Here is a 23,199-nt window from a genome sequence, read left to right on the forward strand (position 1 = left end):
CCAATTTTAAGGATTTTGATCTACATCAATAAATTTGCGCTGACGACTCCTTACACTGATCCACGTTCTTGCAATCCTGCAAGCTTTATTCAATAAATGCGTCCGACTGCCGTTTGACGCAACCTGTCCGGGAAGCCGTCATGCGCCAGAATTTGCCAGTTACCAACCGTGAAACCCTTGTGCTGGAAGACCAGGCGATCGTCTCGAAAACGGACATGAACGGCAACATCGTGTATGTGAACCCGTATTTCAGCCAGGTCAGCGGCTTTACCGAAGCCGAACTGATCGGTTCGCCGCAAAACATCGTGCGCCATCCGGACATGCCGGCCGAAGCATTTGCCGACATGTGGGCCTCGCTGCAGGCCGGCACGCCATGGACCGGGCTGGTCAAGAATCGCTGCAAGAATGGCGACTTTTACTGGGTGCGCGCAAACGTCACGCCGATCCGCGAGGCGGGCCAGACGGTCGGCTACATGTCGGTGCGCGTGAAGGCCGACAAGGACCAAGTCAAGGTGGCCGAGGAAGCCTATCACGCCATCCGCAACCAGGAGGGCGGGCGCATCGTCATCAAGCACGGCCAGATAGTGCGCCCGGGCCTGGCCCACCTGCTGCACAAGCTGACCCACATGTCGCTCAACCTGCGCATCTGGATGGCCACCAGCGCCGTCAACTGTTTGCAACTGCTGGTATGCGCCATCACCCTGTTTGCCGCCGGCGGCGCGGCAACCAACTACGGCATCTTCGGCGCCACCCTGGTCGGCTTCCTGATCAACGTCTTCCTCTGGTACACCCTGCGCACCTCGGTGCTGCAGCCCTTGAACAAGGCCCTGAACGGCGCGCGAGCGATTGCCGCCGGCGACCTGTCGGGCAGCTTTGAAACCGACAGCACCGACGAAGTGGGCCAGTTGCTGCGCGCGCTGCAACAGATGAACAGCAACCTGATCGCCACCATCCGCGACGTGCGCATCAACGTTGAAACCATGGCGGTGGCCACCAAGCAGATTGCGGCCGGCAATATGGACCTGTCGGGCCGCACCGAATCGCAGGCCGCCAGCCTGGAAGAGACGGCGTCAAGCATCGAAGAATTCTCGTCGACCGTCAAGCAAAACGCCGACAACTCGGTGCAGGCCAACGACCTGGCGGTAGCCGCCTCCAGGGTGGCGGTGCAGGGCGGCGAGATCGTTGCCGACGTGATCACCACCATGGATGAAATCAACACCTCGTCGAAGAAAATCGTCGACATCATCGGCCTGATCGAAGGCATCGCCTTCCAGACCAATATCCTGGCGCTGAACGCGGCCGTGGAAGCGGCGCGCGCCGGTGAACAGGGCCGCGGCTTTGCGGTGGTGGCCGGTGAAGTGCGCAACCTGGCGCAGCGTTCGTCGCTGGCGGCCAAGGACATCAAGCAGCTGATCGACATTTCCGTCAGCAAGGTCGGCGCCGGCATGGTGCAGGTCAACCGCGCCGGCACCACCATGGAACAGGTGGTCAGCTCGGTGCAGCAGGTCACCGCCATCATGCAGGAAATTTCGATCGCCTCGCGCGAGCAAAGCATCGGCGTCGACCAGGTCAACACCGCGATTGCCCACATGGACCAGGTGACGCAGCAGAACGCGGCGCTGGTCGAGGAGGCGGCTGCGGCCGCCACGCGATTGTCGGAGGAAGCGGCCAGCCTGTCGCAGGCCGTCAGCCTGTTCAATTTCGGCAAGATGCCGCCACCGCGCCGTGTCACCCTGAACAACGGCCGCAGCGGCGCCGCCAACGCCAGCAAAAGCGCCGGCCTGAAACGCCTGGCTGCCTGATCTTTTCAAGAATCGAACCATCATGAACACATTACTGAGCAGCAATACCGGCGAACTCGACGCCGTTGTCGAATTCGATCCCGTCATCATCGGCAAGATGAGCCAGTCCGGCCCGCGCTACACCTCGTATCCGACTGCCGACCGTTTCCATGCCGGCTTTGGCTATGGCAATTTCCTCGAAGCGGTGGCCGCCCTGCGCATGCGCGGCGGGCGCCGACCGCTGTCGCTATACGTGCACGTGCCGTTTTGCGACACCCTGTGCTACTACTGCGCCTGCAACAAGATCATTACCAAAGACCGCAGCAAGGCGGCCACCTACCTCAGCTACCTGAAGCAGGAAATCGCCATGCAGGGCAAGCTGTTTGCCGGCATCAACCAGATCGAGCAACTGCACTTCGGCGGCGGCACGCCCACCTACCTGAGCGAAAAGCAGATGGACGAGCTGATGGCGCATTTGCGCCAGCACTTCGACTTCGCGCCCGACGCCGACGGCGAGTATTCGATTGAAATCGATCCGCGCACGGTCTCGCGCGAACGCGTTTTTTCATTGCGCGCGCAAGGCTTCAACCGCATCAGCCTGGGCGTGCAGGACTTCGACGCCGATGTGCAAAAGGCCGTCAACCGCATCCAGCCGGAAGCGGAAACCGTGGCCGTGATGCAGGCCGCGCGCGACGCGGGATTCCGTTCCATCAGCATCGACCTGATCTATGGCCTGCCCAAGCAGAGCATGGACACCATGACGGAAACCTTGCGCAAGGTGATCAACGCCAGCCCCGACCGCATCGCCCTGTACCACTACGCGCACATGCCGCACCTGTTCAAGCCGCAGCGCCGCATCCTCGACGCCGACATGCCCGACAGCAGCACCAAGCTGGCCATGCTGGGCCTGTGCATCGCGCGCCTGACGGCCGCCGGCTATGTGTATATCGGCATGGACCATTTCGCCAAGCCCACCGACGACCTGGCCGTGGCACAGCGCCAGGGCCGCCTGCACCGCAATTTCCAGGGCTATTCGACGCGCGCCGAAGCGGACCTGATCGCCTGTGGCGTATCGGCCATCAGCTCGGTCGGCGCGGTCTACAGCCAGAATGAAAAGACCCTCGACGCCTACTACGAGAAACTCGACGAAGGCGTGCTGCCGATCGCGCGCGGCATCAAGCTGGAAACGGACGACATGCTGCGCCGTATCATCATCCAGATGCTGATGTGCAATTTCGAACTGTCGATCGCCACCATCGAGCAGGCGCACCCGGTGGTCTTTCGCAGCTATTTTGCGGCCGAACTGGAAAAGCTGCGCGAACTGGCGCGCGACGGCTTGCTCGTCATCGAAGAGGACTGGCTGACGGTGACACCGAAAGGGCGCTTGTTGATCCGCAATATCTGCATGGTGTTCGACCGCCACCTGGCCGAAGCGCGCGCCAAGGCCGCGCTGGCGCCAGCCGATGCGCCGCAACCGCTGCGCTACTCGAAAACGGTATAGCGCCAGCCGATGAATCCCCTCAGCCTCTTGCCGCTGTTCATGGTCGGCCTGGCCGGCAGCGTGCACTGCATCGGCATGTGCGGCGGCATCGTCGGCGCGCTGTCGGCAGGCGTGCCCAGAGCGCGTCAGCGCGCCGTGATCGCCATCCATGCGCAGCGTACGGTATCGGAAAGCCATGCGCTGCGCGTGCTGGCCTATAACGGCGGACGCATCGGCAGCTACATGCTGGCAGGCGCCTTTGCCGGCGGCCTGGCCGGCGCCGGCATGCTGCGCATGGCCTCCTTGCAGGTAGCTGGCTACTGGCTGGCCAACCTGATGCTGGTCGCGCTGGGCCTGTACCTGATGGACGCCTGGCGTGGCGTGGCGCATCTGGAAGCGGCCGGCAACCTGCTGTGGCGCCGCGTGCGCCCGCTGCTGGCGCCATTGATGCCGATGGACACGCCATTGAAAGCGCTGGCCGTCGGTGGCCTGTGGGGCTGGGTGCCGTGCGGCATGGTCTACAGCGCCTTGCTGACCGCCATGATGGCCGGCTCGGCTCTGCACGGCGCGGCCGCCATGGCGGCGTTTGGCCTGGGCACCTTGCCGACCCTGCTTGGCATGGGCTTGCTGGGCGCGCGCCTGCGCCAGCAGTTGCAGCGCCGCCCGGTGCGCATCGCCAGCGGCCTGCTGGTGCTGGGTTTTGGCCTGCTGGGCTTGCTGCGCGCGGCCAACGGCGTCTCGCTGGGCTGGCTCGACGCCCTGTGCGTGGCGCCCCATTGATGAAAAGACGCATGAAAAGTCCCCTATGAATGCCGTATTGAAACCGGCCGACTGCTTCCACTGCGGCCTGCCCGTGCCGCCCGGTTCCAGCTGGAGCGTCACCATCGATGAATTTCCACGCGCCATGTGCTGCCCCGGCTGCGAGGCGGTGGCGCAAACCATTGTCGACATCGGCCAAAGCAGTTATTACCGCGAGCGCGACGATTACGCCGCCAACGCGTTTGACGCCACCCTGGTGCCGCCCGAACTGCGCCTGTACAGCAATGACGATGCGCAGTTCGCGCGCGACGCCAGCAGCTGCGAAGCGACCCTGTCGGTCGAAGGCATACGCTGCGCCGCCTGCGTCTGGCTGATCGAGCGCCAGCTGATCCGCCTGCCCGGCGTGCAGGCGGCCAGCCTGAATGTCGCCACCGAGCGCCTGTATGTGCGCTGGAGCAAATCGCAGTGCGAACCGGGCGATATCCTGCAAGCGGTGCGCCAGGTCGGCTATACGGCGTATCCGTATGACGCCGTGCGCCATGGCGAGCAACTGCAAAAGGCCAGCAAGACGCTGGGCCGCCAGCTGTTCGTGGCCGGCCTGTCGATGATGCAGGTGATGATGTATGTGGCGCCGTCCTACCTGGCGGCCGAAGACGGCACGCTGGACCCGGCCATGGCCAGCCTGATGCGCTGGGCCAGCCTGCTGTTGACCTTGCCGGCCATCTGCTACTCGGCGCTGCCGTTCTTCCAGGGCGCCTGGTCCAGCCTGCGCGCGCGCACCCTGGGCATGGACGTGCCCGTTACCCTGGGCATCCTGGCGGCGTTCTTCGGCAGCCTGGTGGCCACCTTCACGGGCCAGGGCGAGGTGTATTTCGACTCGGCCACCATGTTCATTTTCCTCTTGCTGTGCAGCCGCTACTTTGAACTGCAAGCGCGCCGCAAGGCCGCTGGCGCACTGGAACGCCTGCAGCACGCCTTGCCCGCTTCGGCAACCCTGATGCCCGGTTTCCCGGACAGCCGCGCTACCCTCCTGGTGCCGGCCGGCAGCCTTGCGGTGGGCGACATGATCCTGGTGAAACCGGGCGAAGCGATCGCCGCCGACAGCGTGATTATCGAAGGCAACAGCGCGCTCGATCTGTCGCTGCTGACGGGCGAGAGCGCGGCGCAGCGCAGAAACATCGGCGAACAGGTACCCGGTGGCGCCATCAACGCCAGCGCGGCGCTGCTGCTGCGGGTCTTGAAACCGGCACGCGAGAGCACCCTGTCCGATCTCTTGAAACTGATCGAGCGCGCTGGCAGCGGCAAGCCGCAGATCGCGCAATGGGCCGACAAGGTGGCCGCCTGGTTCGTGCTGGGCCTGCTGCTGTTCGCCGCCGCCGTGTTCGCCTTCTGGAGCTGGCACGATCCGTCGCAGGCCTGGCCGGTGGCGATTGCCGTGCTGGTGGTGTCGTGCCCGTGCGCGCTGTCGCTGGCCACGCCGACCGCGCTGGCCGCCGCCACCGACAGCCTGCTGCGGCGCGGCGTGCTGATCGTCCAGCCACATGTGCTGGAAACCTTGCACCGCGCCACCCATATCGTGTTCGACAAGACGGGCACCCTGACCTTGGGCCGGCCCGTGCTGCGGCAGACCGACAGCCTGGGCAAGCTTGATGAACAGGCTTGCCTGCAAGTGGCTGCCGCGCTGGAAACGGGCAGCGCCCATCCGCTGGCGCAAGCCATGCTGGACGCGGCCGGCGCCATCGGCCCGGGTCACGCTCAGCAATTGCAGGAAGTGCAGGGCCAGGGCCTCGAAGGCGTGCTCGATGGCGTGCGCTACCGCCTCGGCAATGCGGCTTTTGTGGCGGCGCTCGCCGGCCCGCCGCTGGGCGACACGGCGCTCGGCGTCAACGGCATGACGCCCTTGTACCTGGGCACGCAGGGGCAGTGGCTGGCGCGTTTTCTGCTGAGCGACGCCCTGCGCCCGGAAGCGCGCGAAGTGGTCGAATACTTCCAGCGCCATGGCAAGCAAGTGGTGCTGCTGAGCGGCGACCAGGAAGCGCTGACGCAAGGCGTGGCGCGCGAGCTGGGCATCGCCACCGCCTGCGGCGAATGCCTGCCCGATGAAAAGCTCGATTTCGTGCAGCAGTTGCAAGCGACCGGCGCGGTGGTGGCGATGGTTGGCGACGGCATCAACGACGCCGCCGTGCTGAGCGCGGCCGACGTCTCGTTTGCCATGGGTTCCGGCGCCGCGCTGGCGCAGGCGCATGCCGATACGGTGTTGTTGTCCAGCCAGCTGCGCTCGGTGCTCGACACGGCCCATACGGCCGCGCGCAGCATGCGCATCATCCGCGAAAACCTGGGCTGGGCCACCTTGTACAACCTGACCGCCATTCCCGCCGCCGCGCTAGGCTACCTGAACCCGTGGCTGTCCGGCGTCGGCATGGCCGCCAGCTCGGCGGTCGTGATCGCCAACGCGCTACGCCTGAGGAAAACCTGATGGAGTCCTTGTACCTGCTTATTCCGCTCAGCATCGTGGTGGTCTTTATCGCGCTATGGGTCTTCTTCAAGGCCTCCGACGGCGGCCAGTTCGACGACCTGGTCGGCCCCGGCATGCGCGTGCTGCAGGACGATGACACCACGCCGGAAAAGCCGGCACAGCAGCCGCCGGATCAGCGCGAATAACCTTGCGAACCGGGCCGCGCATCGTGGCGCAGGCCCCACCAGGGCAGGAACACGCTGCCGCCGCCGCGCGCGCGGAACCACGGCGCATCATGGTCGACCGGCCGCGGCACCGTCGGCGGCGCCACCACCACGGCGCTGACCTGCTGCGCCTCGCTGGTGCCCGCCACCAGCACCGGCCCACCCACATGATGGGCGTAGGCAATCGCCAGCGCCACATTCGTCAAGGCCGTGCCGGCGCCCGTCTCGCCCAGCAAGGCGGGCAGGTTGAAGCTCTGCCGGTTGAAATCGAATTCCGGCAATTGCTCGGTCAGGCTTTGCGCCAGCGGCCCGATGCGGTCGGACGCGGCCGGATACGTGACGCCGGCGTCGTGGATCACATAGCCGATGGCGCTGTCGCTGGTCTGCGCATTGGCCGCGGCATCGGCCATCGCACTGCTCCACGCCTGCACGATGCGCGGCGACTGCCCCTTTTCAGCCTTGAAATCGGCCACCGCGCGCGTGACGGGAAAGCCCAGCCACGCCAGCGGCGCACGCCCGGTCTTGTAAGCGGGCCCGGCCAGCACCAGCAGCACCATGTTTTCATTGATCTGCTCATCCCTGGGCGGAAAACTCGGCGCGTCCCAGTTCATCACCCACACGGTTTTGTCCGGGTTTGCTTGCAGATAAGCCAGGCCGGCGCTCAATGACGCAAAGCCCGCATTGGCGCCGCCCATGGTGACGCGCACATCGGGTGGGGTGGCAGTGGTCCAGGAATCGGGGAAGGAGGTATTGCCAATGCTGAAGGCGCGCCTGATTGTATCCTGCACATATAATCCGGCTTCGACTGGATCGAGGCGTCCTTCAGGTAGGGCATATTCGACATGGATACCGGCCAGTTCTCGCCGCGTGGATTTATCGGTCAGGGAATGGGCATTATAAAAATACTCTTCGCTGGAAAAATAAATGTCGCGAAAACGATAAATCAGCTCCGTCACATATTTGTGATGGTAACCGTGGAAGGTTTCCTCGCCATCATTGCCTGCAGCAATCATGCCAATCGATTGTACCTTGCCAAAACGCACAGGATTTTCTTTCACTTTGCTATCGTCCTTGTTCGGCTTGGCCAGGCCCAGTGTCCACAGCAGTTGCCACTCGGTTGGATAGTCGCGGCGCTGCAAGGGATTCAACCACTGCACCCCGACAACCTGCGCCATATAGGGCTGCTCTGGTGCGACGGACGCAACAGCAGTAGTCGGTGCAACGACAGATCCCTTGCTGGCACAAGCCGAAGTAAAAAAAAGCACGGCAAGCGCCAGCAGTGCTGGCATCAACAATAGTCGTTTCATCAGCAATCCTTCGTCAGGAGAAACATCGAGTGGCGCGGCCTGCAAGACAAACCAGCATGCCATGCCAAACGCAAGGCTGAATACGAACAGGCTCCAGCCTAGCCGGCGTGGCAAAGTCGCAATCAAGTTGCGCATCAGGAGGTCTCCGGGCGCTTGTACATGCGTTCATCCTCTATTTCGGGCGGCATGGCGCCGGTGCTGCCACCGCTACGCACCCAATTGAGCAATGACAATTCCTTGAACATTCCAGACACAAAATACTCATCAAATATCTTCTGTGGATTGTTATCGCCAAGACCATTTAACAATCGCCAGTCAGCTGCAATGCGTAACTTAAGCATCGCTTTTTCGCTGATAACATTGACCCCGATCGCCACGTCATACGCCAGCGCTTTTTCCGCATGCGCGCCGTTCGTCAGGATCGTGGAATGGTCGGTCGCATGCGTATCGCAGGTGGCCACCAATTGCGCCTGGATTTCCTGCTTGCGCCAGTGTCGATATTCGGGCGTAGCGGTCGACAGGTCGTCTTCCATGCCCACCTTGTCGCCATTGCCATACACCTTTTCGCGCCGCGCTTTCATGCGCAGCCGGGCATGGTCTTCGTAGCGCAGGCCCGCTTCGGTATCGCGGTTGCCGGCCGGCCTGCCACCGAGTTCCTCGTCCGCATAGGGATCGTCTTCGGCGCGCGCCTTGCCGGCATGGCGGTGCGTGGCCGGCGGATCGAGATCCTGGTCGAATTGCGCACTGGGCGTGCCGAAACGCACGGCCTGCGGCAAAAAAGTGTTCGGCAGCGCAGGCGCATTGACGGGAATGCGCCAGTCAGCGGGCGGCACGGCATGGATCGGGATTTTCAGCCACTTCATCAGTTGCGAGGCGGCGGCGGCCGTGCGCACGGTGGCGGCCCTGCCGGCGTCGCTGGTACTGGCGCGCACGCCCTTGTTCGGGTCGTACTTTGAAATCGGCGAATGGGGAAACCAGAAATCAACGCTGCCACGTTCGGGCTGGCGATAGTGATTGCTCCAGTAGTCATAATCCCCCTGCTGGCCCACCAGGTGGCCCTGCGCAAAAACCCGCTGGCTGAACACGCCATCGCCGCGCGTGCCCTTGATCTCTTCGGCGCTGAGGCCAAGCCAGCCGATACCCTGTATCGGCGTGGCCGAGATCACCTGGTCATGCGGATTGCAATACAGCGTGACGCGCCCGCGCGTCGATTGCTGCGGGCCGCAGCCATAGCTGGCCCTGTCCTTGTCCAGGCTGAAATCGTGTTTCTGGTTGTCCGCCATGCGGCTCAGGCAAGGGTCCATCGGTGGCTCCTGCGCCTGGCCGCGCACGATATCGAAGAACGCCGCCAGCGTCTTGCGGCGCGCTTTGCCGCTTTGCCGGCCCACATTGCCGTCCACGTCCTTCACCTGTCCTTGCAGCCAGCCTTCGGTGTCATTCCGGCGCAACAGGCTGTAGGGCGGGTTGCACAGCACATAGGTGTCGGCCACGCAGCGGCCAGTGCGTCCGCCGGCATCCTTCACGTCAGCGAGCTTGTTGCCCAGAAACGCCGCCGCCATGCCCACCATATTGCCCTGGCTGTGACAGACGATGGTAATCGGTACATCGGCCTGTTCCTTGCGGATCGCCTGCACCACATGCGCCAGGCGCAGCGCGGCCAGCACGAAGTAGGGACGCGGCGGGCAGGCATACACGATGCGGTCGTTGACGGGGTTCAGGTGTTCGATATGTATCCACAGGAACAGGGCGTCCGACAGCCCCTCGCCCCACAGGTCGGGCAACGAGGAACAGCCATTGGCGAACGGGCCGCCGCCCCAGTAATCGTGTTCGTTCAGGTAGACCGAATCGCCATAGTGCTGCAATTCCCTGTCGCTGGCCTTGTAGCCCCAGCGGAAGTGGATCACGGGCGAGAAATGCGCTTGCGGCTCGATAAAGGTGCTGGCCGTGTAATCGGGATCGACATAGCCGTCATCCGTCAGCTCGCCCTTGTAGCGTACCGGCGTCAACTGCCCGGCTTGCGCCGTGGCATGGCACAAATGCTCGTCGCAGCGCTTCATTCGCGTATTCAAGCCCTTGCACAGGCCTTCCTCCGCCGCGCGGTACCACTCGCCGTCGGAATTGACGCCATGCACGAAGATGACGATGCCGGGCGACGGCATCTGCTGCACGCAGGTGAGCAGGCTGTGGCTGTAGAGGCAGGTGCCGCTGAAGCGCCCTACGACATAATTGGCGGCATCATCAAGCGGCTTGCTGCGGTCGGCATCGGGCATGGCAAGCCTTTGCAGTGGCGGGACTTACCACTGTACGGCGTTGCTTCATAAACATATTAAGCGAGATCAACTGCGGGCATCGGCACGCTGGCATACCACCCCATACCAGCCCAGCCCCTTGTACGTTTCGTAGCCCGGCGTGGCGGCGAAAGAGACCGTCATGTCGCCGTCGCGGTAGAAGCCGGCGCGGCGCTGCTCCGGATGCAGCGGGAACACTTCGCTGAGCACGCCCTCGCCATCGGAACTGGCCAGCACGCGGAACGAGGAATCGAGGATCATGCAGCGCGTGCGCGACCATTCCGCGTCCGTCAGGCGCACGCCCTTGACCACCGCCTGCGCCTGCGGCATCCAGTCGAAGAAGATCACCAGCGCACCGAGCACCTTGCCATGCGTCGCGCCGCCTTCGCGGATCGCCGTGGCGTAGGTTGCCACCTGGGCGCCATGCAGCAGCGCGGTGGTGCAGACATCGGCGGCCACATAGTCTTCGCCGCTGGCGGTGTTCAGCGCCGCCTTGAGCCAGGGCGCGCGGGAGACGTTGCGCCTGGTCACCGGATACTGCGCGCCACGCCCGCTGGCCACGATGGTGCCGTCGGCATCGACTACCCAGATATCCTTGTAGACGGTATAGCTGTCGAGGATCACCGACAGGCGCTGCGCTGCGTGTTCACTGGCCGCCGCGCTGGTGTTGGCCAGGCATGACACCAGCGCCGAGTCGGTGGCCCACCAGCGCACGTCGCACGAGCGCTCGTACAGGTTGCGGTCGATGATGTCGATCATGTTCAGGGCCAGGTCGGCGCAGCGCTGGCCTTCATGCGACTGCATGCGGCCGATCATCAGGTCACCCAGTTCGGTCAGGCTCCTGAGCGAACCGACCAGTTCCTGGTTCAGGCTTTCGGTGACTTCGCCGATGCGCTGCGAGACCTGCTTGACCTGGTTTGCCACCACGGCAAAGCCGCGCCCGGCGGCGCCCGCTCGCGCCGCCTCGATCAGTGCATTGAGCGCCAGGAAGTTGGCCTCGCGGTTGATGTCATTGATGTCCCCGATCTTGCTGGACGCCAGCTTGCGGACCTGATGCGTGAGCTCGACGATTGCCTGTGGATTTGCCATGGGTATGCCCTCCTTTTTGAATTAAAGCGCATGCAAAAAGCGGGCCAGCAAATTAAATATGGAAAATTTATTCCAAAACAACTTTATATGCCAAATTGCACTTTTTTGTCGCATTATTTTGTGCGCCGCACCATGCGGTGCGGCGGCAGCACAACATTGGTGAGAAATCATGATTTTTGTCTTGCTGTCATGGCGCGGCCGCGCTTGCCATGCCAACGCCACGGCGCGCTTGCAGGGATCTTTTACGGCCATTTTTTTACCGAGATCAGTAAATAATTGGTGCTGCCGCACTACCCATCTTTCATCTGGGGAATTTTGATCCACATCAAAGTTTTTTAGACCTCAAACACTTAACCTCTGGCCACCATCATAAATAGACATTCCAGGGAGTCTTTGTGGATCAATCGCTAAACTATAACTACAAGATCGTGAAGCAATTCGCGATCGCTACTGTGGTATGGGGCGTCATCGGCATGCTGGTCGGCGTTATCATCGCCGCCCAGCTGGCCTGGCCCGCCCTGAACCTCGACATACCGTGGCTCACTTACGGCCGTTTGCGTCCGCTGCACACGAATGCGGTCATTTTTGCGTTCGGTATCTGCGGCCTGTTCGCCACCTCGTACTACGTGGTGCAACGCACCTGCCAGGTACGCCTGTTTTCCGACAAGCTGGCCGCCTTTACCTTCTGGGGCTGGCAAGCGGTGATCCTGTGCGCGGTCGTCAGCTTGCCGATGGGCCTGACGCGCGGCAAGGAATACGCCGAGCTCGAATGGCCGATCTCGATCCTGATCGCCGTTGTCTGGATCGCCTACGCCATCGTGTTCTTCGGCACCCTGATCAAGCGCAAGGTCAAGCATATCTACGTGGCCAACTGGTTCTTCGGTGCCTATATCCTGGCCGTGACGATTTTGCACGTGGTCAATGGCGCCGTCATGCCGGCCTCGTTTACCAAATCCTACTCGGCCTATGCCGGCGTGCAGGACGCGATGATCCAATGGTGGTACGGCCATAACGCGGTGGGCTTCATCCTGACCGCCGGCTACCTGGGCATGGTTTATTACTTCATCCCGAAACAGGCCGAGCGCCCTGTGTACTCGTACCGCCTGTCGATCGTCCACTTCTGGGCGCTGATCTTCACCTACATGTGGGCCGGCCCGCATCACCTGCACTACACCGCGCTGCCTGACTGGACCCAATCGATCGGCATGGTGTTTTCCCTGGTGCTGCTGGCGCCAAGCTGGGGCGGCATGATCAACGGCATCATGACGCTGTCGGGTGCCTGGCACAAGCTGCGCACCGATCCGATCCTGAAATTCATGATCGTCTCGCTGTCGTTCTACGGCATCGCCACCTTCGAAGGCCCGATGATGTCGATCAAGACCATCAACTCGCTGTCGCACTACACCGACTGGACCGTGGCACACGTGCATGCGGGCGCTCTGGGCTGGGTCGGCTTCATCACCATGGGTTCGATCTACTACATCCTGCCGCGCGTGGCCGGCCGGACCAAAATGTACAGCACGCGCCTGGTCGACGTGCACTTCTGGGTCGCCACCATCGGCATCGTGCTGTACATCGCCGCAATGTGGATCGCCGGCGTGATGCAGGGCCTGATGTGGCGCGCGGTCAATCCGGACGGCACCCTGACCTACACCTTCGTCGAAGGCGTCAAGGCAACCTATCCGTACTACGTGGTGCGCGTGGGCGGTGGCCTGCTGTACCTGGCTGGCATGTGCGTGATGGGCTACAACACCTGGATGACCTTGCGCGGCACCAAAGTGCCAGTCGCACGCATCCCGGAACTGAACACGGATCACCGCACGGAACCGACCGTGGCGCACGCCTGATTGGAGCGAAAGCAAATGAAATTCTCACATGCATGGATTGAAAAAAACCCCTGGCTGCTGATCGGCCTGGTCACCCTGGTGATCAGCGTCGGCGGCGCCGTTGAAATCGTGCCCCTGTTCTTCCAGAAGAGCACCACCGAGCCGATCGCCGGGCTGAAACCGTACTCGCCGCTGCGCCTGGCTGGCCGCGACATTTACGTGCGCGAAGGCTGCTACAACTGCCACTCGCAGATGATACGTCCGCTGCGCGCCGAGACCGAGCGCTATGGCCATTATTCGGTGGCCGGCGAGTTCGTCTACGACCGTCCTTTCCAGTGGGGTTCCAAGCGTACCGGTCCCGACCTGGCAAGGGTCGGCGCCCGCTACAGCGACGAATGGCACCGCACGCACCTGAACAATCCGCGCGACGTGGTGCCGGAATCGAACATGCCGTCCTACCCATGGCTGGCGAAAACCAGGCTGGCGCCGGAAGACATCGTGCCGAAGATGCGCGCCCTGAAACGCCTGGGCCAGCCGTACAGCGAGGAAGAGATCAAGGCCGGTCCCGAGCAGCTGAAGGACAAGACGGAAGAAGACGCCCTGGTGGCCTACCTGCAAGGCCTGGGCACATTAATCAAAACGAGGAATTAGCATGGCAATCGAGAACCTGTTCGACAGCGCCAGCAGCGTCATGACGGTGGTTTCCTTTACGACGTTTGTTGGCATCCTGTGGTGGACTTTCAGCCGCAGCAACAAGGACTTCGCCGCGGCGGCCAACCTGCCGTTCGCCGACGAGGCGCTGGACTATCCGGCCGATGCCGGAGCGGCAAAAGAGGAGCGCGGCCATGTCTGACTTTACCAGTGGTTTCTGGAATATTTACATCGTCGTGCTGTCCCTGCTGGGCATCATCGGCTGCGGCGTGCTGCTGTACTCGCAGTCGAAGGTGACGGTACTGCCGGGCGCCCCGGCCGACGGCACCACCGGCCATGTGTGGGACGAAGACCTGAAGGAACTCAATACGCCGATGCCGCGCTGGTGGATGTGGCTGTTCTATATCACCATCGTGTTCGCGCTGGCCTACCTGTTCCTGTATCCGGGCCTGGGCACCTATGCGGGCAAGCTGGGCTGGAAATCGTCGGGCCAGTACGAGCAGGAACTGAAAAAGGCGGAAGCCGACTACGGTCCCCTGTTCGACAAGTACCTGAAGCAAGACCTGAAAACCGTGGCCGCCGACCCGCAGGCCAACGCCATCGGCCAGCGCCTGTTCCTGACCTACTGCGCGCAGTGCCATGGTTCGGACGCCCGCGGCAACAAGGGCTTTCCGAACCTGACCGACAAGGACTGGCTGTACGGCGGCGATCCCGACATCATCAAGACCACCATCTTGCATGGCCGCAACGGCATCATGCCGCCGATGGGCGCCGCCCTCGGTTCGGAGCAGGATGTGGAGAATGTCGCGCACTATGTGCTGAGCCTGTCGGGTTCGACCTCGGACCCGGTCAAATCGGTGCTGGGCAAATCGAAGTTCGGCGCCTGCATGGCTTGCCATGGCGCCGATGCCAAGGGCAACGCGCAACTCGGCGCGCCGAACCTGAGCGACAGGATCTGGCTGTATGGCGGCAGTGCCGACACCATCATGGAAACCATCCGCAAGGGCCGCAACAACACCATGCCCGCCTTCGGTGACTTCCTTGGCGAGTCGAAAGTGCATGTGCTGTCGGCGTATATCTGGAGCCTCTCCAACCCCCAGCCTGCGGTTCCTGTGAAGTAAGCAAATGGAACCCCAAGTCATCAAGATGTATGCGGCCCGCGAGCAGATCTACCCTCGCGAGGCCAAAGGGCGCTATGCAACATGGCGCTGGGTATGCGTGTGGCTCACCCAGCTGGCGTTCTACGGCTTGCCGTGGCTCAACTGGAACGGCAGGCAAGCCCTGCTGTTCGACCTGACCACGCGCAAGTTCTACATTTTCGGCGTGGTGCTGTGGCCGCAGGATTTCATCTATCTGGCGGCCCTGCTGATCATCGCGGCGTATCTGCTGTTCCTGGTCACGGCGATTGCCGGGCGGGTATGGTGCGGTTTTTCCTGTCCGCAAACCGTCTACACGGAAATTTTCCTGTGGGTTGAACGCAAGATCGAAGGCACGCGCAGCGCGCGCATGGCGCTCGACCGGCAAGGCCCTTCCGTGCGCAAGACCGGCAAGAAGGTTGCCAAGCACCTGGCCTGGGGCGCCATCGCCCTGTGGACCGGCTTTACCTTTGTCGGCTACTTCACGCCGATCCAGGATCTGGTGCATGCAGTACGGACCTTCAATTTCGGGCCCTGGGAATGGTTCTGGATTCTGTTCTACAGCCTGGCCACCTACGGCAACGCGGGCTGGCTGCGCGAACAGGTATGCAAATACATGTGCCCGTATGCGCGCTTCCAGAGCGCCATGTTCGACCAGGATACCCTGATCATCACCTACGACGAAAAACGCGGCGAGCCGCGTGGCGCGCTGAACAAGAAAGCGGCCAAGGACGGCGCGCAAGCCAAACTGGGCGACTGCATCGACTGCACCCTGTGCGTGCAGGTGTGCCCGACCGGCATCGATATCCGCAATGGCCTGCAGTATGAATGCATCGGCTGCGCCGCCTGCGTCGACGCCTGCAACAGCGTGATGGACAAGGTCGAACGGCCACGCGGGCTGATACGCTACAGCACCGACCATGCGATGGAAAACAACTTCAGTTCGCAGCAGATCCGCCGGCGCGCCATGCGCCCGCGCGTGCTGATCTACACCTCGATCCTGGCCTTGATCATCATCGCCGTGTGCACCTCGCTGTTCCTGCGCACGCCCCTGAAAATGGACGTGATCCGCGACCGCGGTTCGATGGGCCGGGAAGTGGAAGATGGCATGATCGAAAACGTGTATCGCCTGCAGATCATGAACACCTCGGAAGAGCAGCAGCACTTCCGGATCGCCGTGTCGGGCCTGCCCGGCCTGGCCCTGCTGACGCGCGAGGAAGTGACCCTGCAGCCGACCGAAACGCTGGGCTGGCCGGTGCGTTTGCGCGTGCCGCACGGCGTCGGCGAGAAGGGTTCGAACAAGATCCAGATCACGCTGCAATCGATCGACGATCCCTCATTGCATGTGCGCGAAAGCGCGGTATTCATCGTGCCGCGTTAAACCAGGAAGCGGCGCCGGGCCTTGCCTGGCGCCATATTGAATCAGGAGAAACACCATGTCCAAGACCGCCAAACTGCAAGCCCCCGTCGATCCCTGGTACAAGCACCGCTGGCCGTGGCTCTTGATGATCGGCCCCGGCCTGTCGGTCGTCGTCGGCAGCTTCATGGGGTATATCGCGTTCACGCAGCCCGATGCGCTGGTGGTGGGCGACTACTACAAGCAAGGCAAGGCGATCAACCAGGACTTGCGCCGCGACACGGTCGCCAGCGACCTGGCGATGGATACCAGCCTGGCCTACGATGTGGCGCAGTCGCGCATCACCGGTTCCGTGCATAGCTTCGGCAAGGCTTACCGGCAGCCTTTGCTGCTGCACCTGGCGCATGCCACCTTGCCGGAAAAAGATATCCGCCTGATGGTGCAGCCCGATGCCAACGGCAATTTTTCAGTGTCGCTGCCGATGCTCGAGCGCAGCCGCTGGCAGGTGCTGGTGGAAGACCAGCAGCGCGTATGGCGCCTGTCGGGCATCTGGGCCTGGCCGGCCCAGCGCGACATCACCATCCACGCCGACAACGAACTGTAATTACTTGCAGGTGTCAGTACCGTTTGTAATCGCCTTCAACTTGGCAGGCTGCAAGATTTCAATCTCGCGGTTCGAGACGCTCAGCCAGCCTTCCTTCTTGAATTTCGACAGCAGGCGGCTGATGCTTTCGATCGTCAGGCCCAGGTAGTTGCCGATTTCCTCGCGCGACATGCGCAATTGAAACTTGCTGCTCGAATAGCCGCGCGCTTCATAGCGCGACGCCAGGTTGACGATAAAGGCGGCAAAGCGCTGGGTCGCCTGCATATTGCCCAGCAATAGCATCACGCTTTGCTCGCGCGTGATTTCCTGGCTCATCATGCGGTGGAAATGGCGCAGCAGGGTCGGCATATTGCCCAGCAATTGCTCCAGGCTGGAAAATGGAATTTCACACACTTCGCTGTCTTCCAGCGCCACCGCATTGCAATGATGACGGTCGGTGCTGATGGCGTCCATGCCCAACAGTTCGCCGGCCATCTGGAAGCCCGTCACCTGCTCTTCGCCACCGGGATTGATCTGGTAGGTCTTGAAGTGGCCCAGGCGGATCGCGTACAGGTTCTGGAACGAATCGCCGATGCGGAACAGCGAGGCGCCACGCACCACCTTGCGGCGCCGGCCGATGATCTGATCAAGGCGATCCATGTCACCCACGTCGAGCCCCATGGGCAGGCACAGCTGGTGCATGCTGCAGGTGGCGCAGCGCGCACGCAACGCTTCCACGTTCACGGGGGGCAAGGTTGGAGACAACAGCTCTTGTGACATGGGCATCCTTTTAGAAAATACAACAACGAGTTTACTGTATCTGCAGAGGCAATGTGCCAATTTCGGCGAAATGCGATGCTTAAATCACTTTCTGCATTTATTTTCATGGCAACGCCGCCACAAGCCCATGCTTGCCAAGTTGATGTATTGATAGGAGAATTCCTGATAGCATCTCTCGCAGCACGCTTGTGCCGCCTGCCCGTTTGCCAAGGATAAGGAAATGATGAAGCCTCTGGGCATTAAAGCAAAAGTCGCGCTGGCTACCAGCCTGACCTCGATCGCCATGATCGCCCTGGTGACCCTGGTGCAGGTTCAGCGCATGCGCGACGATTTCACCAAAGTATTGCTGAGCCAGCAGACGGCCATGATCGAACGCACCGCCGAAGAACTCGACGACAAGCTTGGCATGCTGCTTGACGTGATCAGCGAAACGGCGCGCCGCCAGCCCGCCGCGCTGATGGCACAGCCGGCCCAGCTGCGCCAGTACCATGAGCAGCGCGCCATGCTGGCCCTGTTCGACGACGTGCTGGTGCTCGATGCGCATGGCAAAGTGGTCAGCGACGTGCCCGAAGTGCCGGGACGCAGCGGTGTCGAAGTGGCTGACCGCGACTACTTCCGCACCGTCATGCGCACGCGCCAGCCCATGATTACCGAACCGATGCTGGGCAAGTCCAGCGGCCTGCCCATCGTGCAGATGGTGGCGCCGGTGATCGGCGCCAATGGCGAGGTGGCCGGCATCGTGATCGGCGTGCTGCGCCTGTACAAGGACAACCTGCTGGGCGACCTGCGCACGGCCAAGGTGGGCAAGAATGGCTATTACTTCATCCTGACGCAGGGCAAGGTGCCGCTGTACGTGCTGCATCCCGATCCGGCCAAGCTGCTGCAGCCGCGCGCCGACAATGCCAACCCCGCCACCAGCGCGCTGATCGCGCGTGGCGGCGAAGGCAGCATGGTCAGCACCAACAGCCGCGGCGTGAAAGCCGTCAACAGCTTCAAGCACCTGAAATCGGTCAACTGGCTGCTGGCTGCCTCGCTGCCGGTCGATGACGCCTTCGAGCCGTTTGACGGCGTGCTGTACCGGCTGATCCTGTGGAGCGCCTGCGCCTCGCTGCTGGCGGCGCTGGTGCTGGGCTGGGTCACGGTGCGCCTGCTGTCGCCGCTGGTGCGCCTGCGAGACACCCTGCTGGCGCTGCGCAGCAGCGGCCAGCGCTTCACGCCGCTGCCGGTCGAGCAGCGCGACGAGATCGGCGAACTGACGGCGGCCTTCAACGGCCTGATGAGCGAGCGCGACCGATTGCAGCAGGAAGTGGAAGCACGCGCGACCGAACTCGAAGACGAGCGCGACCGCGCCGAAGCGGCCAACCGCGCGAAGAGCGACTTTGTCGCCAACATGAGCCATGAAATCCGCACGCCGCTGAACGCCGTGCTGGGCATGGTGTATTTGCTCGGTAACACCAAACTCAATACCGAGCAGCGCAAATACCTGACCATGGTGCGCGTGGCCGGCCAGTCGCTGCTGGGCATCCTCAACGACGTGCTTGATTTTTCCAAGATCGAGGCGCGCCGCATGGATTTGTCGCCGGTCGAATTCGATCTCGATGAAGTGATGAACACGCTGGCCACCACCATGACCATGAATGCCGGCGAAAAGGAACTGGAACTGGCGATCGCGGTCGAGCCCGACGTGCCGCGCCGCCTGGTGGGCGACGCCCAGCGCCTGCAGCAGATCCTCGTCAACCTGGCCGGCAATGCCATCAAATTTACCGCCAGCGGCGAAGTAGTGGTGGCCGTCAGCCTGGCCGAGCAAACGCCCGGCCAGGCCTGGCTGCGCTTTGAAGTACGCGACACCGGCATCGGCATGACGCCGCAGCAGCAGGAACAATTGTTTACCGCCTTTTCGCAGGGCGACCAGAGCATCACGCGCCGCTTCGGCGGCACTGGCCTGGGCCTGGCCATCAGCAAGCATCTGATCCACATGATGGGCGGCGATATCGCCGTGGCCAGCAGCGAAGGCAAGGGCAGCCGCTTCTGGTTCAGCGTGCCGTTCGAAGCACTGGCGCAGCCAAACGAAGAGCGCCGCAAACCGGCCCTGGGCCAGTTGCGCCTGCTGGTGGCCGACGACAACCGCACCACGCGCGAACTGATCGTGAAACTGATCGAAGCATGGGGCTGGGCCGCCGATGAAGTCGACTCCGGCTTTGCCGCCATCGAGCTGTACCGCGAACGCCTGGCCAGCCGGCAGCCATATGACGTGGTGCTGGCCGACTGGCACATGCCCGTCATGGACGGCCTGGCCACGGCCAAGGCGATACGCGAGGCGGCCACCGGCCAGCGCCAGCCCATCGTGGTGATGGTCAACGCGTTTGCCCGCAATCACCTGGAAGAAATCTCCAGCGCGGCCGAGGCCGACGTGGTGCTGATGAAGCCGATCACCGGTTCCAGCCTGTTCGACGCGCTGCACCAGGCCCTGAACGCCACCCAGGACGGCGAACAGCATATCGCGCTGCAGCAAAGCGGCACCGAACTGGCCGGCGTGCATTTCCTGCTGGTGGAAGACAATCACCTGAACCAGGCGGTGGCGCGCGGCATCCTGGAACACATGGGCGCCACGCTGGACGTGGTGGGCGACGGCCTGCAGGCGGTCGAACGCCTGCGCATGGAGTCCTTGCGCTACGACATCGTGCTGATGGACATGCAGATGCCGGTGATGGACGGCTTCAGCGCCACCCACATCATCCGCACCGAACTGCGCTTGCAGCTGCCGGTGATCGCCATGACGGCCGGCGTGCTGGCCTCCGAGCGCGAGCGCTGCATGACGGCCGGCATCACCGACTTCATTGCCAAGCCGGTGGTGGTCGAGGAAATGATGGAAGTGATCAACCGCCACCTGCCCAAGCGCACCGCAGTACAGGCGGTAGCGGCGGCGCCACTCGACGAGGAAGTGTTTTCCATGGCCGCGCTGATGCGCGTGATGGGCAAGGACCCCAAGGGCAGGGCGGTCTTGCGGCGCATGGTGGAAGACGCCCTGAACAAGGGCATGACACCGTTGCGCGACGCCGAAGCGGCCTTGCAGGAGGGCCGCCACAGCGACGTTGCGCGCATCCTGCACGGCCTGCGCGGTTCGGTGGGTACGCTGGGCACCAAGCGCCTGATACGCGCCTCGTTCGCCACCGAGCAGGCGATCGACGAAGGCCGCCACGACGAAGTGCCGGCGCTGCTGGCGCAGACGGTGCTGGAACTGGAGCAAGTGCTGGCGGCGGCGGCGGATTGGCTGTCGCGGCTGGAGGATTGATTGTTTATGCGGGCACGCCCAGGATCACGCTCGACGCCTTGAACATCGCCGTCAGCTGGCTGCCGACGGCGATTTCCATTTCGCTGGCGCTTTGATTGGTAATGATGGCGGCTATCGTGCCGCCACCTGGCAAATCGAGCACCACTTCCGTATTGACGGCGCCCGTCTGCACGCGCGTGACGCTGCCGGCCAGCTGGTTGCGCGCCGAGAAGCGCGCGCCTTCGCCATCCGCCACCAGGATGATCGACGAGGCCTTGATCAGCGCGAACGCTTCCACGCCGGGCGCCAGACCCAGGCTGTCGCTGCTGCCCTGCGTGATGACGGCAACAATCTGCTGGCCACCGGGCAATTCCAGGATCACTTCGTCGTTGACCGCGCCGGATTTAAGTTCGGCCACCTTGCCGAGGAATTGATTGCGTGCCGTGGTTTTCATGGCCATTCTCCGTATCAGTAACAGGTCGTCGGCAATGCCTTCGGCCTGGCCGCTCAGCTGGCGCAGGTAGCGCGCATGCTCGATCTCGATAATGCGAAAATTGTCGACCAGCTGGCGCCCGCGCTGCGTCAGGCGCGTGCCGCCGCCGCCCTTGCCACCCGTCAGGCGTTCCACCAGCGGTTCACCGGCAAGATTGTTCATCGCATCGATGGCGTCCCAGGCCGCCTTGTAGCTCATCTTCACCAGTTTGGCCGCCTGCGTGATCGAGCCGCATTCGGCGATCGCAGCGAGCAATTCCACCCTGCCGGCGCCGCCGAGGTTTTCGCCTCCCACCGTCATCCAGACCGAGCCTTGCAGGCCAATTTCCACCTTATCCAATTTTTACCTCGTGTTGGTTGTCTGCCACCGTGTCGATGCGGCCATCGCGCAAGGTAAGCACATGCTCGCCAAGGATGCGCGCATCTTCCGGGTCATGCGTAATGAGGATCATCGGCACGCCCAGCTGCTGTTGCCACTGGCTCAGTTCCAGCCGCATGCTCACGCGCAGCGCCGGATCGAGCGCGGCAAACGGTTCGTCGAGCAGCAGTGCGGCCGGCTCGGCCACCAGTGCCCTTGCCAGCGCCACCCTTTGGCGCTGGCCTCCGGACAACTCGTCGGGATACTGGTGCGCCAGTTCCTGCAGATGAAATGCATCGAGCCAATGCTCGACTTTTGCCAGTTTTTCGCGCGGCCTCGGATTGAACCAGCCGCGCGCCAGGCCGAAACCCACGTTCTGGCGCACCGTCAGGTGCGGGAACAGCGCATAGTCCTGGAACAGATAGGCCACATTGCGCTGCTGCGGCGCCAGGTTGATGCCGGCGGCGGAATCGAACAGGGTGCGCCCGTTCAGGCGGATATGGCCGGCGTCCGGGGTGAACAGGCCGGCGATCGCTTTCAGGGTCATGCTCTTGCCGGCGCCGGACGGCCCGTACAGGGCGATGCGCTGGCTGGCGGACGTGCATTGCACATGCAGCTTGAAACTGCGTTTGCCGGAGCGCAAAGTGGCGCGGATATCGAGGTCGAGTTGCATGGGTTTTACCTGTGGGCGATGCGACCGGGCGCCAGCTTGCCGGCGGCCAGCAGCACCACGATGCACACCACGGAGGTGATCAGCACCAGCGTGTTGGCGGTGTCGTCCTGGCCCGCCTGCACCGCTTCATACACGGCTACCGACAGGGTCTGCGTCTTGCCGGGGATGCTGCCGGCCACCATCAGGGTGGCGCCAAATTCGCCCAGCGCGCGCACGAAACCGAGCAGCACGCCGGCCAGGATGCCGCGCCAGGCCAGCGGCAGGGTGACGCGAAAGAAAATCGCGAGCTCTGAAATACCGAGTACGCGCGCCGCCTGTTCCAGCTGGCCGTCAACCGCTTCAAACGCCGCGCGCGCCGGCTTGAATACCAGCGGAAAAGCGACGATGGTGGCGGCGATGACGGCGCCCTGCCAGGTAAAGATCAGGTTGATGCCGAAGTGTTCCTGCAGCCAGACGCCCAGAGTGCCGCGCCGCCCCAGCAGCACCAGCAGATAGTAGCCGAGCACCGTCGGCGGCATTACCATCGGCAAGGTCAACAGCGCGTCAAGCAGGTCACGCCCGGGGAAACGGGCGCGCGCCAGCAGATAGCCGGTGCCTATGCCCAGCAGCAGATTGAGCGCCGTGGCCCATGCCGCCACTTTCAGCGACAGGGCCAGCGCGGTCCAGGCGATATCCATGCGGCGCTGTCA

At 63.0% G+C, this 23,199-nt stretch carries 20 protein-coding genes; 12 read left to right on the forward strand and 8 right to left on the reverse strand.

Translation table 11 applies throughout. The annotated features are described in order from the left end of the window. Positions 1-140 precede the first annotated feature (140 nt). From AC0Z42_RS21880 to ccoS, 5 genes are read left to right on the forward strand one after another with little or no spacing between them, the layout of a single operon-like run. Entirely contained in the window at positions 141-1,802 is a 1,662-nt protein-coding gene (locus tag AC0Z42_RS21880) for a methyl-accepting chemotaxis protein (RefSeq protein WP_485470291.1), read from the forward strand. Positions 1,803-1,824: 22 nt separating this feature from the next. After that, positions 1,825-3,282: an oxygen-independent coproporphyrinogen III oxidase gene (gene hemN, locus AC0Z42_RS21885; protein ID WP_485470292.1), complete on the forward strand. Its 1,458-nt coding sequence runs from the start codon at positions 1,825-1,827 to the stop codon at positions 3,280-3,282. Positions 3,283-3,291: 9 nt separating this feature from the next. Further along, positions 3,292-4,041 carry a sulfite exporter TauE/SafE family protein gene (locus tag AC0Z42_RS21890; protein WP_485470293.1) on the forward strand — a complete coding sequence of 250 codons (750 nt, stop codon included), beginning with the start codon at positions 3,292-3,294 and terminating at the stop codon, positions 4,039-4,041. 25 nt (positions 4,042-4,066) lie between these two features. Then, positions 4,067-6,496 (forward strand): heavy metal translocating P-type ATPase, encoded by a 2,430-nt coding sequence (locus AC0Z42_RS21895; protein ID WP_485470294.1) that lies wholly within the window; start codon positions 4,067-4,069, stop codon positions 6,494-6,496. After that, positions 6,496-6,681 carry a cbb3-type cytochrome oxidase assembly protein CcoS gene (gene ccoS / locus AC0Z42_RS21900; RefSeq protein ID WP_485470295.1) on the forward strand — a complete coding sequence of 62 codons (186 nt, stop codon included), beginning with the start codon at positions 6,496-6,498 and terminating at the stop codon, positions 6,679-6,681. Before AC0Z42_RS21895 ends, ccoS begins: the two co-directional genes overlap by 1 nt. On the opposite strand, the gene AC0Z42_RS21905 is transcribed toward ccoS, so the two are convergent. The 4 genes from AC0Z42_RS21905 to AC0Z42_RS21920 form a co-directional block, all read right to left on the reverse strand. Further along, positions 6,669-7,874, reverse strand: coding sequence for a hypothetical protein (locus AC0Z42_RS21905; RefSeq protein ID WP_485470296.1), 1,206 nt, complete (start codon positions 7,872-7,874; stop codon positions 6,669-6,671). The genes ccoS and AC0Z42_RS21905 overlap by 13 nt on opposite strands. A 266-nt stretch (positions 7,875-8,140) precedes the next feature. Further along, the gene (locus AC0Z42_RS21910) at positions 8,141-10,276 is read right to left on the reverse strand and encodes a T6SS effector phospholipase Tle3 domain-containing protein (RefSeq protein ID WP_485470297.1); all 2,136 of its coding nucleotides are present in this window, start codon (positions 10,274-10,276) and stop codon (positions 8,141-8,143) included. Positions 10,277-10,342: 66 nt separating this feature from the next. Then, positions 10,343-11,383: a methyl-accepting chemotaxis protein gene (locus AC0Z42_RS21915; protein ID WP_485470298.1), complete on the reverse strand. Its 1,041-nt coding sequence runs from the start codon at positions 11,381-11,383 to the stop codon at positions 10,343-10,345. Between the two features lie 21 nt (positions 11,384-11,404). Continuing rightward, the gene (locus AC0Z42_RS21920; RefSeq protein WP_485470299.1) at positions 11,405-11,707 is read right to left on the reverse strand and encodes a hypothetical protein; all 303 of its coding nucleotides are present in this window, start codon (positions 11,705-11,707) and stop codon (positions 11,405-11,407) included. A 71-nt stretch (positions 11,708-11,778) separates the two neighbouring features. On the opposite strand from AC0Z42_RS21920, the gene ccoN reads away from it, so the two are divergent. From ccoN to AC0Z42_RS21950, 6 genes are read left to right on the forward strand one after another with little or no spacing between them, the layout of a single operon-like run. Next, a complete protein-coding gene (gene ccoN, locus AC0Z42_RS21925; RefSeq protein WP_485470300.1) occupies positions 11,779-13,230 on the forward strand; it encodes a cytochrome-c oxidase, cbb3-type subunit I in 1,452 nt (483 codons plus the stop codon). Positions 13,231-13,245: 15 nt separating this feature from the next. Then, positions 13,246-13,860, forward strand: coding sequence for a cytochrome-c oxidase, cbb3-type subunit II (gene ccoO, locus AC0Z42_RS21930; RefSeq protein ID WP_485470301.1), 615 nt, complete (start codon positions 13,246-13,248; stop codon positions 13,858-13,860). Position 13,861: 1 nt separating this feature from the next. Beyond that, complete coding sequence (locus AC0Z42_RS21935; protein WP_485470302.1) at positions 13,862-14,062, forward strand: cbb3-type cytochrome oxidase subunit 3; 201 nt, start codon at positions 13,862-13,864, stop codon at positions 14,060-14,062. Then, positions 14,055-14,981: a cytochrome-c oxidase, cbb3-type subunit III gene (gene ccoP, locus AC0Z42_RS21940; protein ID WP_485470303.1), complete on the forward strand. Its 927-nt coding sequence runs from the start codon at positions 14,055-14,057 to the stop codon at positions 14,979-14,981. The genes AC0Z42_RS21935 and ccoP overlap by 8 nt, the downstream gene beginning before the upstream one ends. 4 nt (positions 14,982-14,985) lie before the next feature. Further along, positions 14,986-16,377, forward strand: a complete 1,392-nt coding sequence (ccoG, locus tag AC0Z42_RS21945) for a cytochrome c oxidase accessory protein CcoG (RefSeq protein WP_485470304.1) — start codon at positions 14,986-14,988, stop codon at positions 16,375-16,377. A gap of 55 nt (positions 16,378-16,432) precedes the next feature. Beyond that, the gene (locus AC0Z42_RS21950) at positions 16,433-16,957 is read left to right on the forward strand and encodes a FixH family protein (protein ID WP_485470305.1); all 525 of its coding nucleotides are present in this window, start codon (positions 16,433-16,435) and stop codon (positions 16,955-16,957) included. On the opposite strand, the gene fnr is transcribed toward AC0Z42_RS21950, so the two are convergent. Continuing rightward, complete coding sequence (gene fnr / locus AC0Z42_RS21955; protein ID WP_485470306.1) at positions 16,958-17,716, reverse strand: fumarate/nitrate reduction transcriptional regulator Fnr; 759 nt, start codon at positions 17,714-17,716, stop codon at positions 16,958-16,960. Positions 17,717-17,936: 220 nt separating this feature from the next. Here fnr and AC0Z42_RS21960 point away from each other — a divergent pair, with 220 nt between their 5' ends. Further along, entirely contained in the window at positions 17,937-21,008 is a 3,072-nt protein-coding gene (locus AC0Z42_RS21960; RefSeq protein WP_485470307.1) for a HAMP domain-containing sensor histidine kinase, read from the forward strand. 4 nt (positions 21,009-21,012) lie between these two features. On the opposite strand, the gene AC0Z42_RS21965 is transcribed toward AC0Z42_RS21960, so the two are convergent. The 3 genes from AC0Z42_RS21965 to modB are packed head-to-tail and all read right to left on the reverse strand — an operon-like array spanning position 21,013 to position 23,187. Then, positions 21,013-21,780, reverse strand: a complete 768-nt coding sequence (locus tag AC0Z42_RS21965; protein ID WP_485470428.1) for a TOBE domain-containing protein — start codon at positions 21,778-21,780, stop codon at positions 21,013-21,015. Between the two features lie 31 nt (positions 21,781-21,811). Then, a complete protein-coding gene (locus AC0Z42_RS21970) occupies positions 21,812-22,510 on the reverse strand; it encodes a sulfate/molybdate ABC transporter ATP-binding protein (RefSeq protein WP_485470308.1) in 699 nt (232 codons plus the stop codon). Between the two features lie 5 nt (positions 22,511-22,515). Continuing rightward, the gene (gene modB, locus AC0Z42_RS21975; RefSeq protein ID WP_485470309.1) at positions 22,516-23,187 is read right to left on the reverse strand and encodes a molybdate ABC transporter permease subunit; all 672 of its coding nucleotides are present in this window, start codon (positions 23,185-23,187) and stop codon (positions 22,516-22,518) included. Between the last annotated feature and the right edge of the window lie 12 nt (positions 23,188-23,199).

Source organism: Janthinobacterium sp. 1L-D-8-B-C4 (assembly GCF_057291295.1).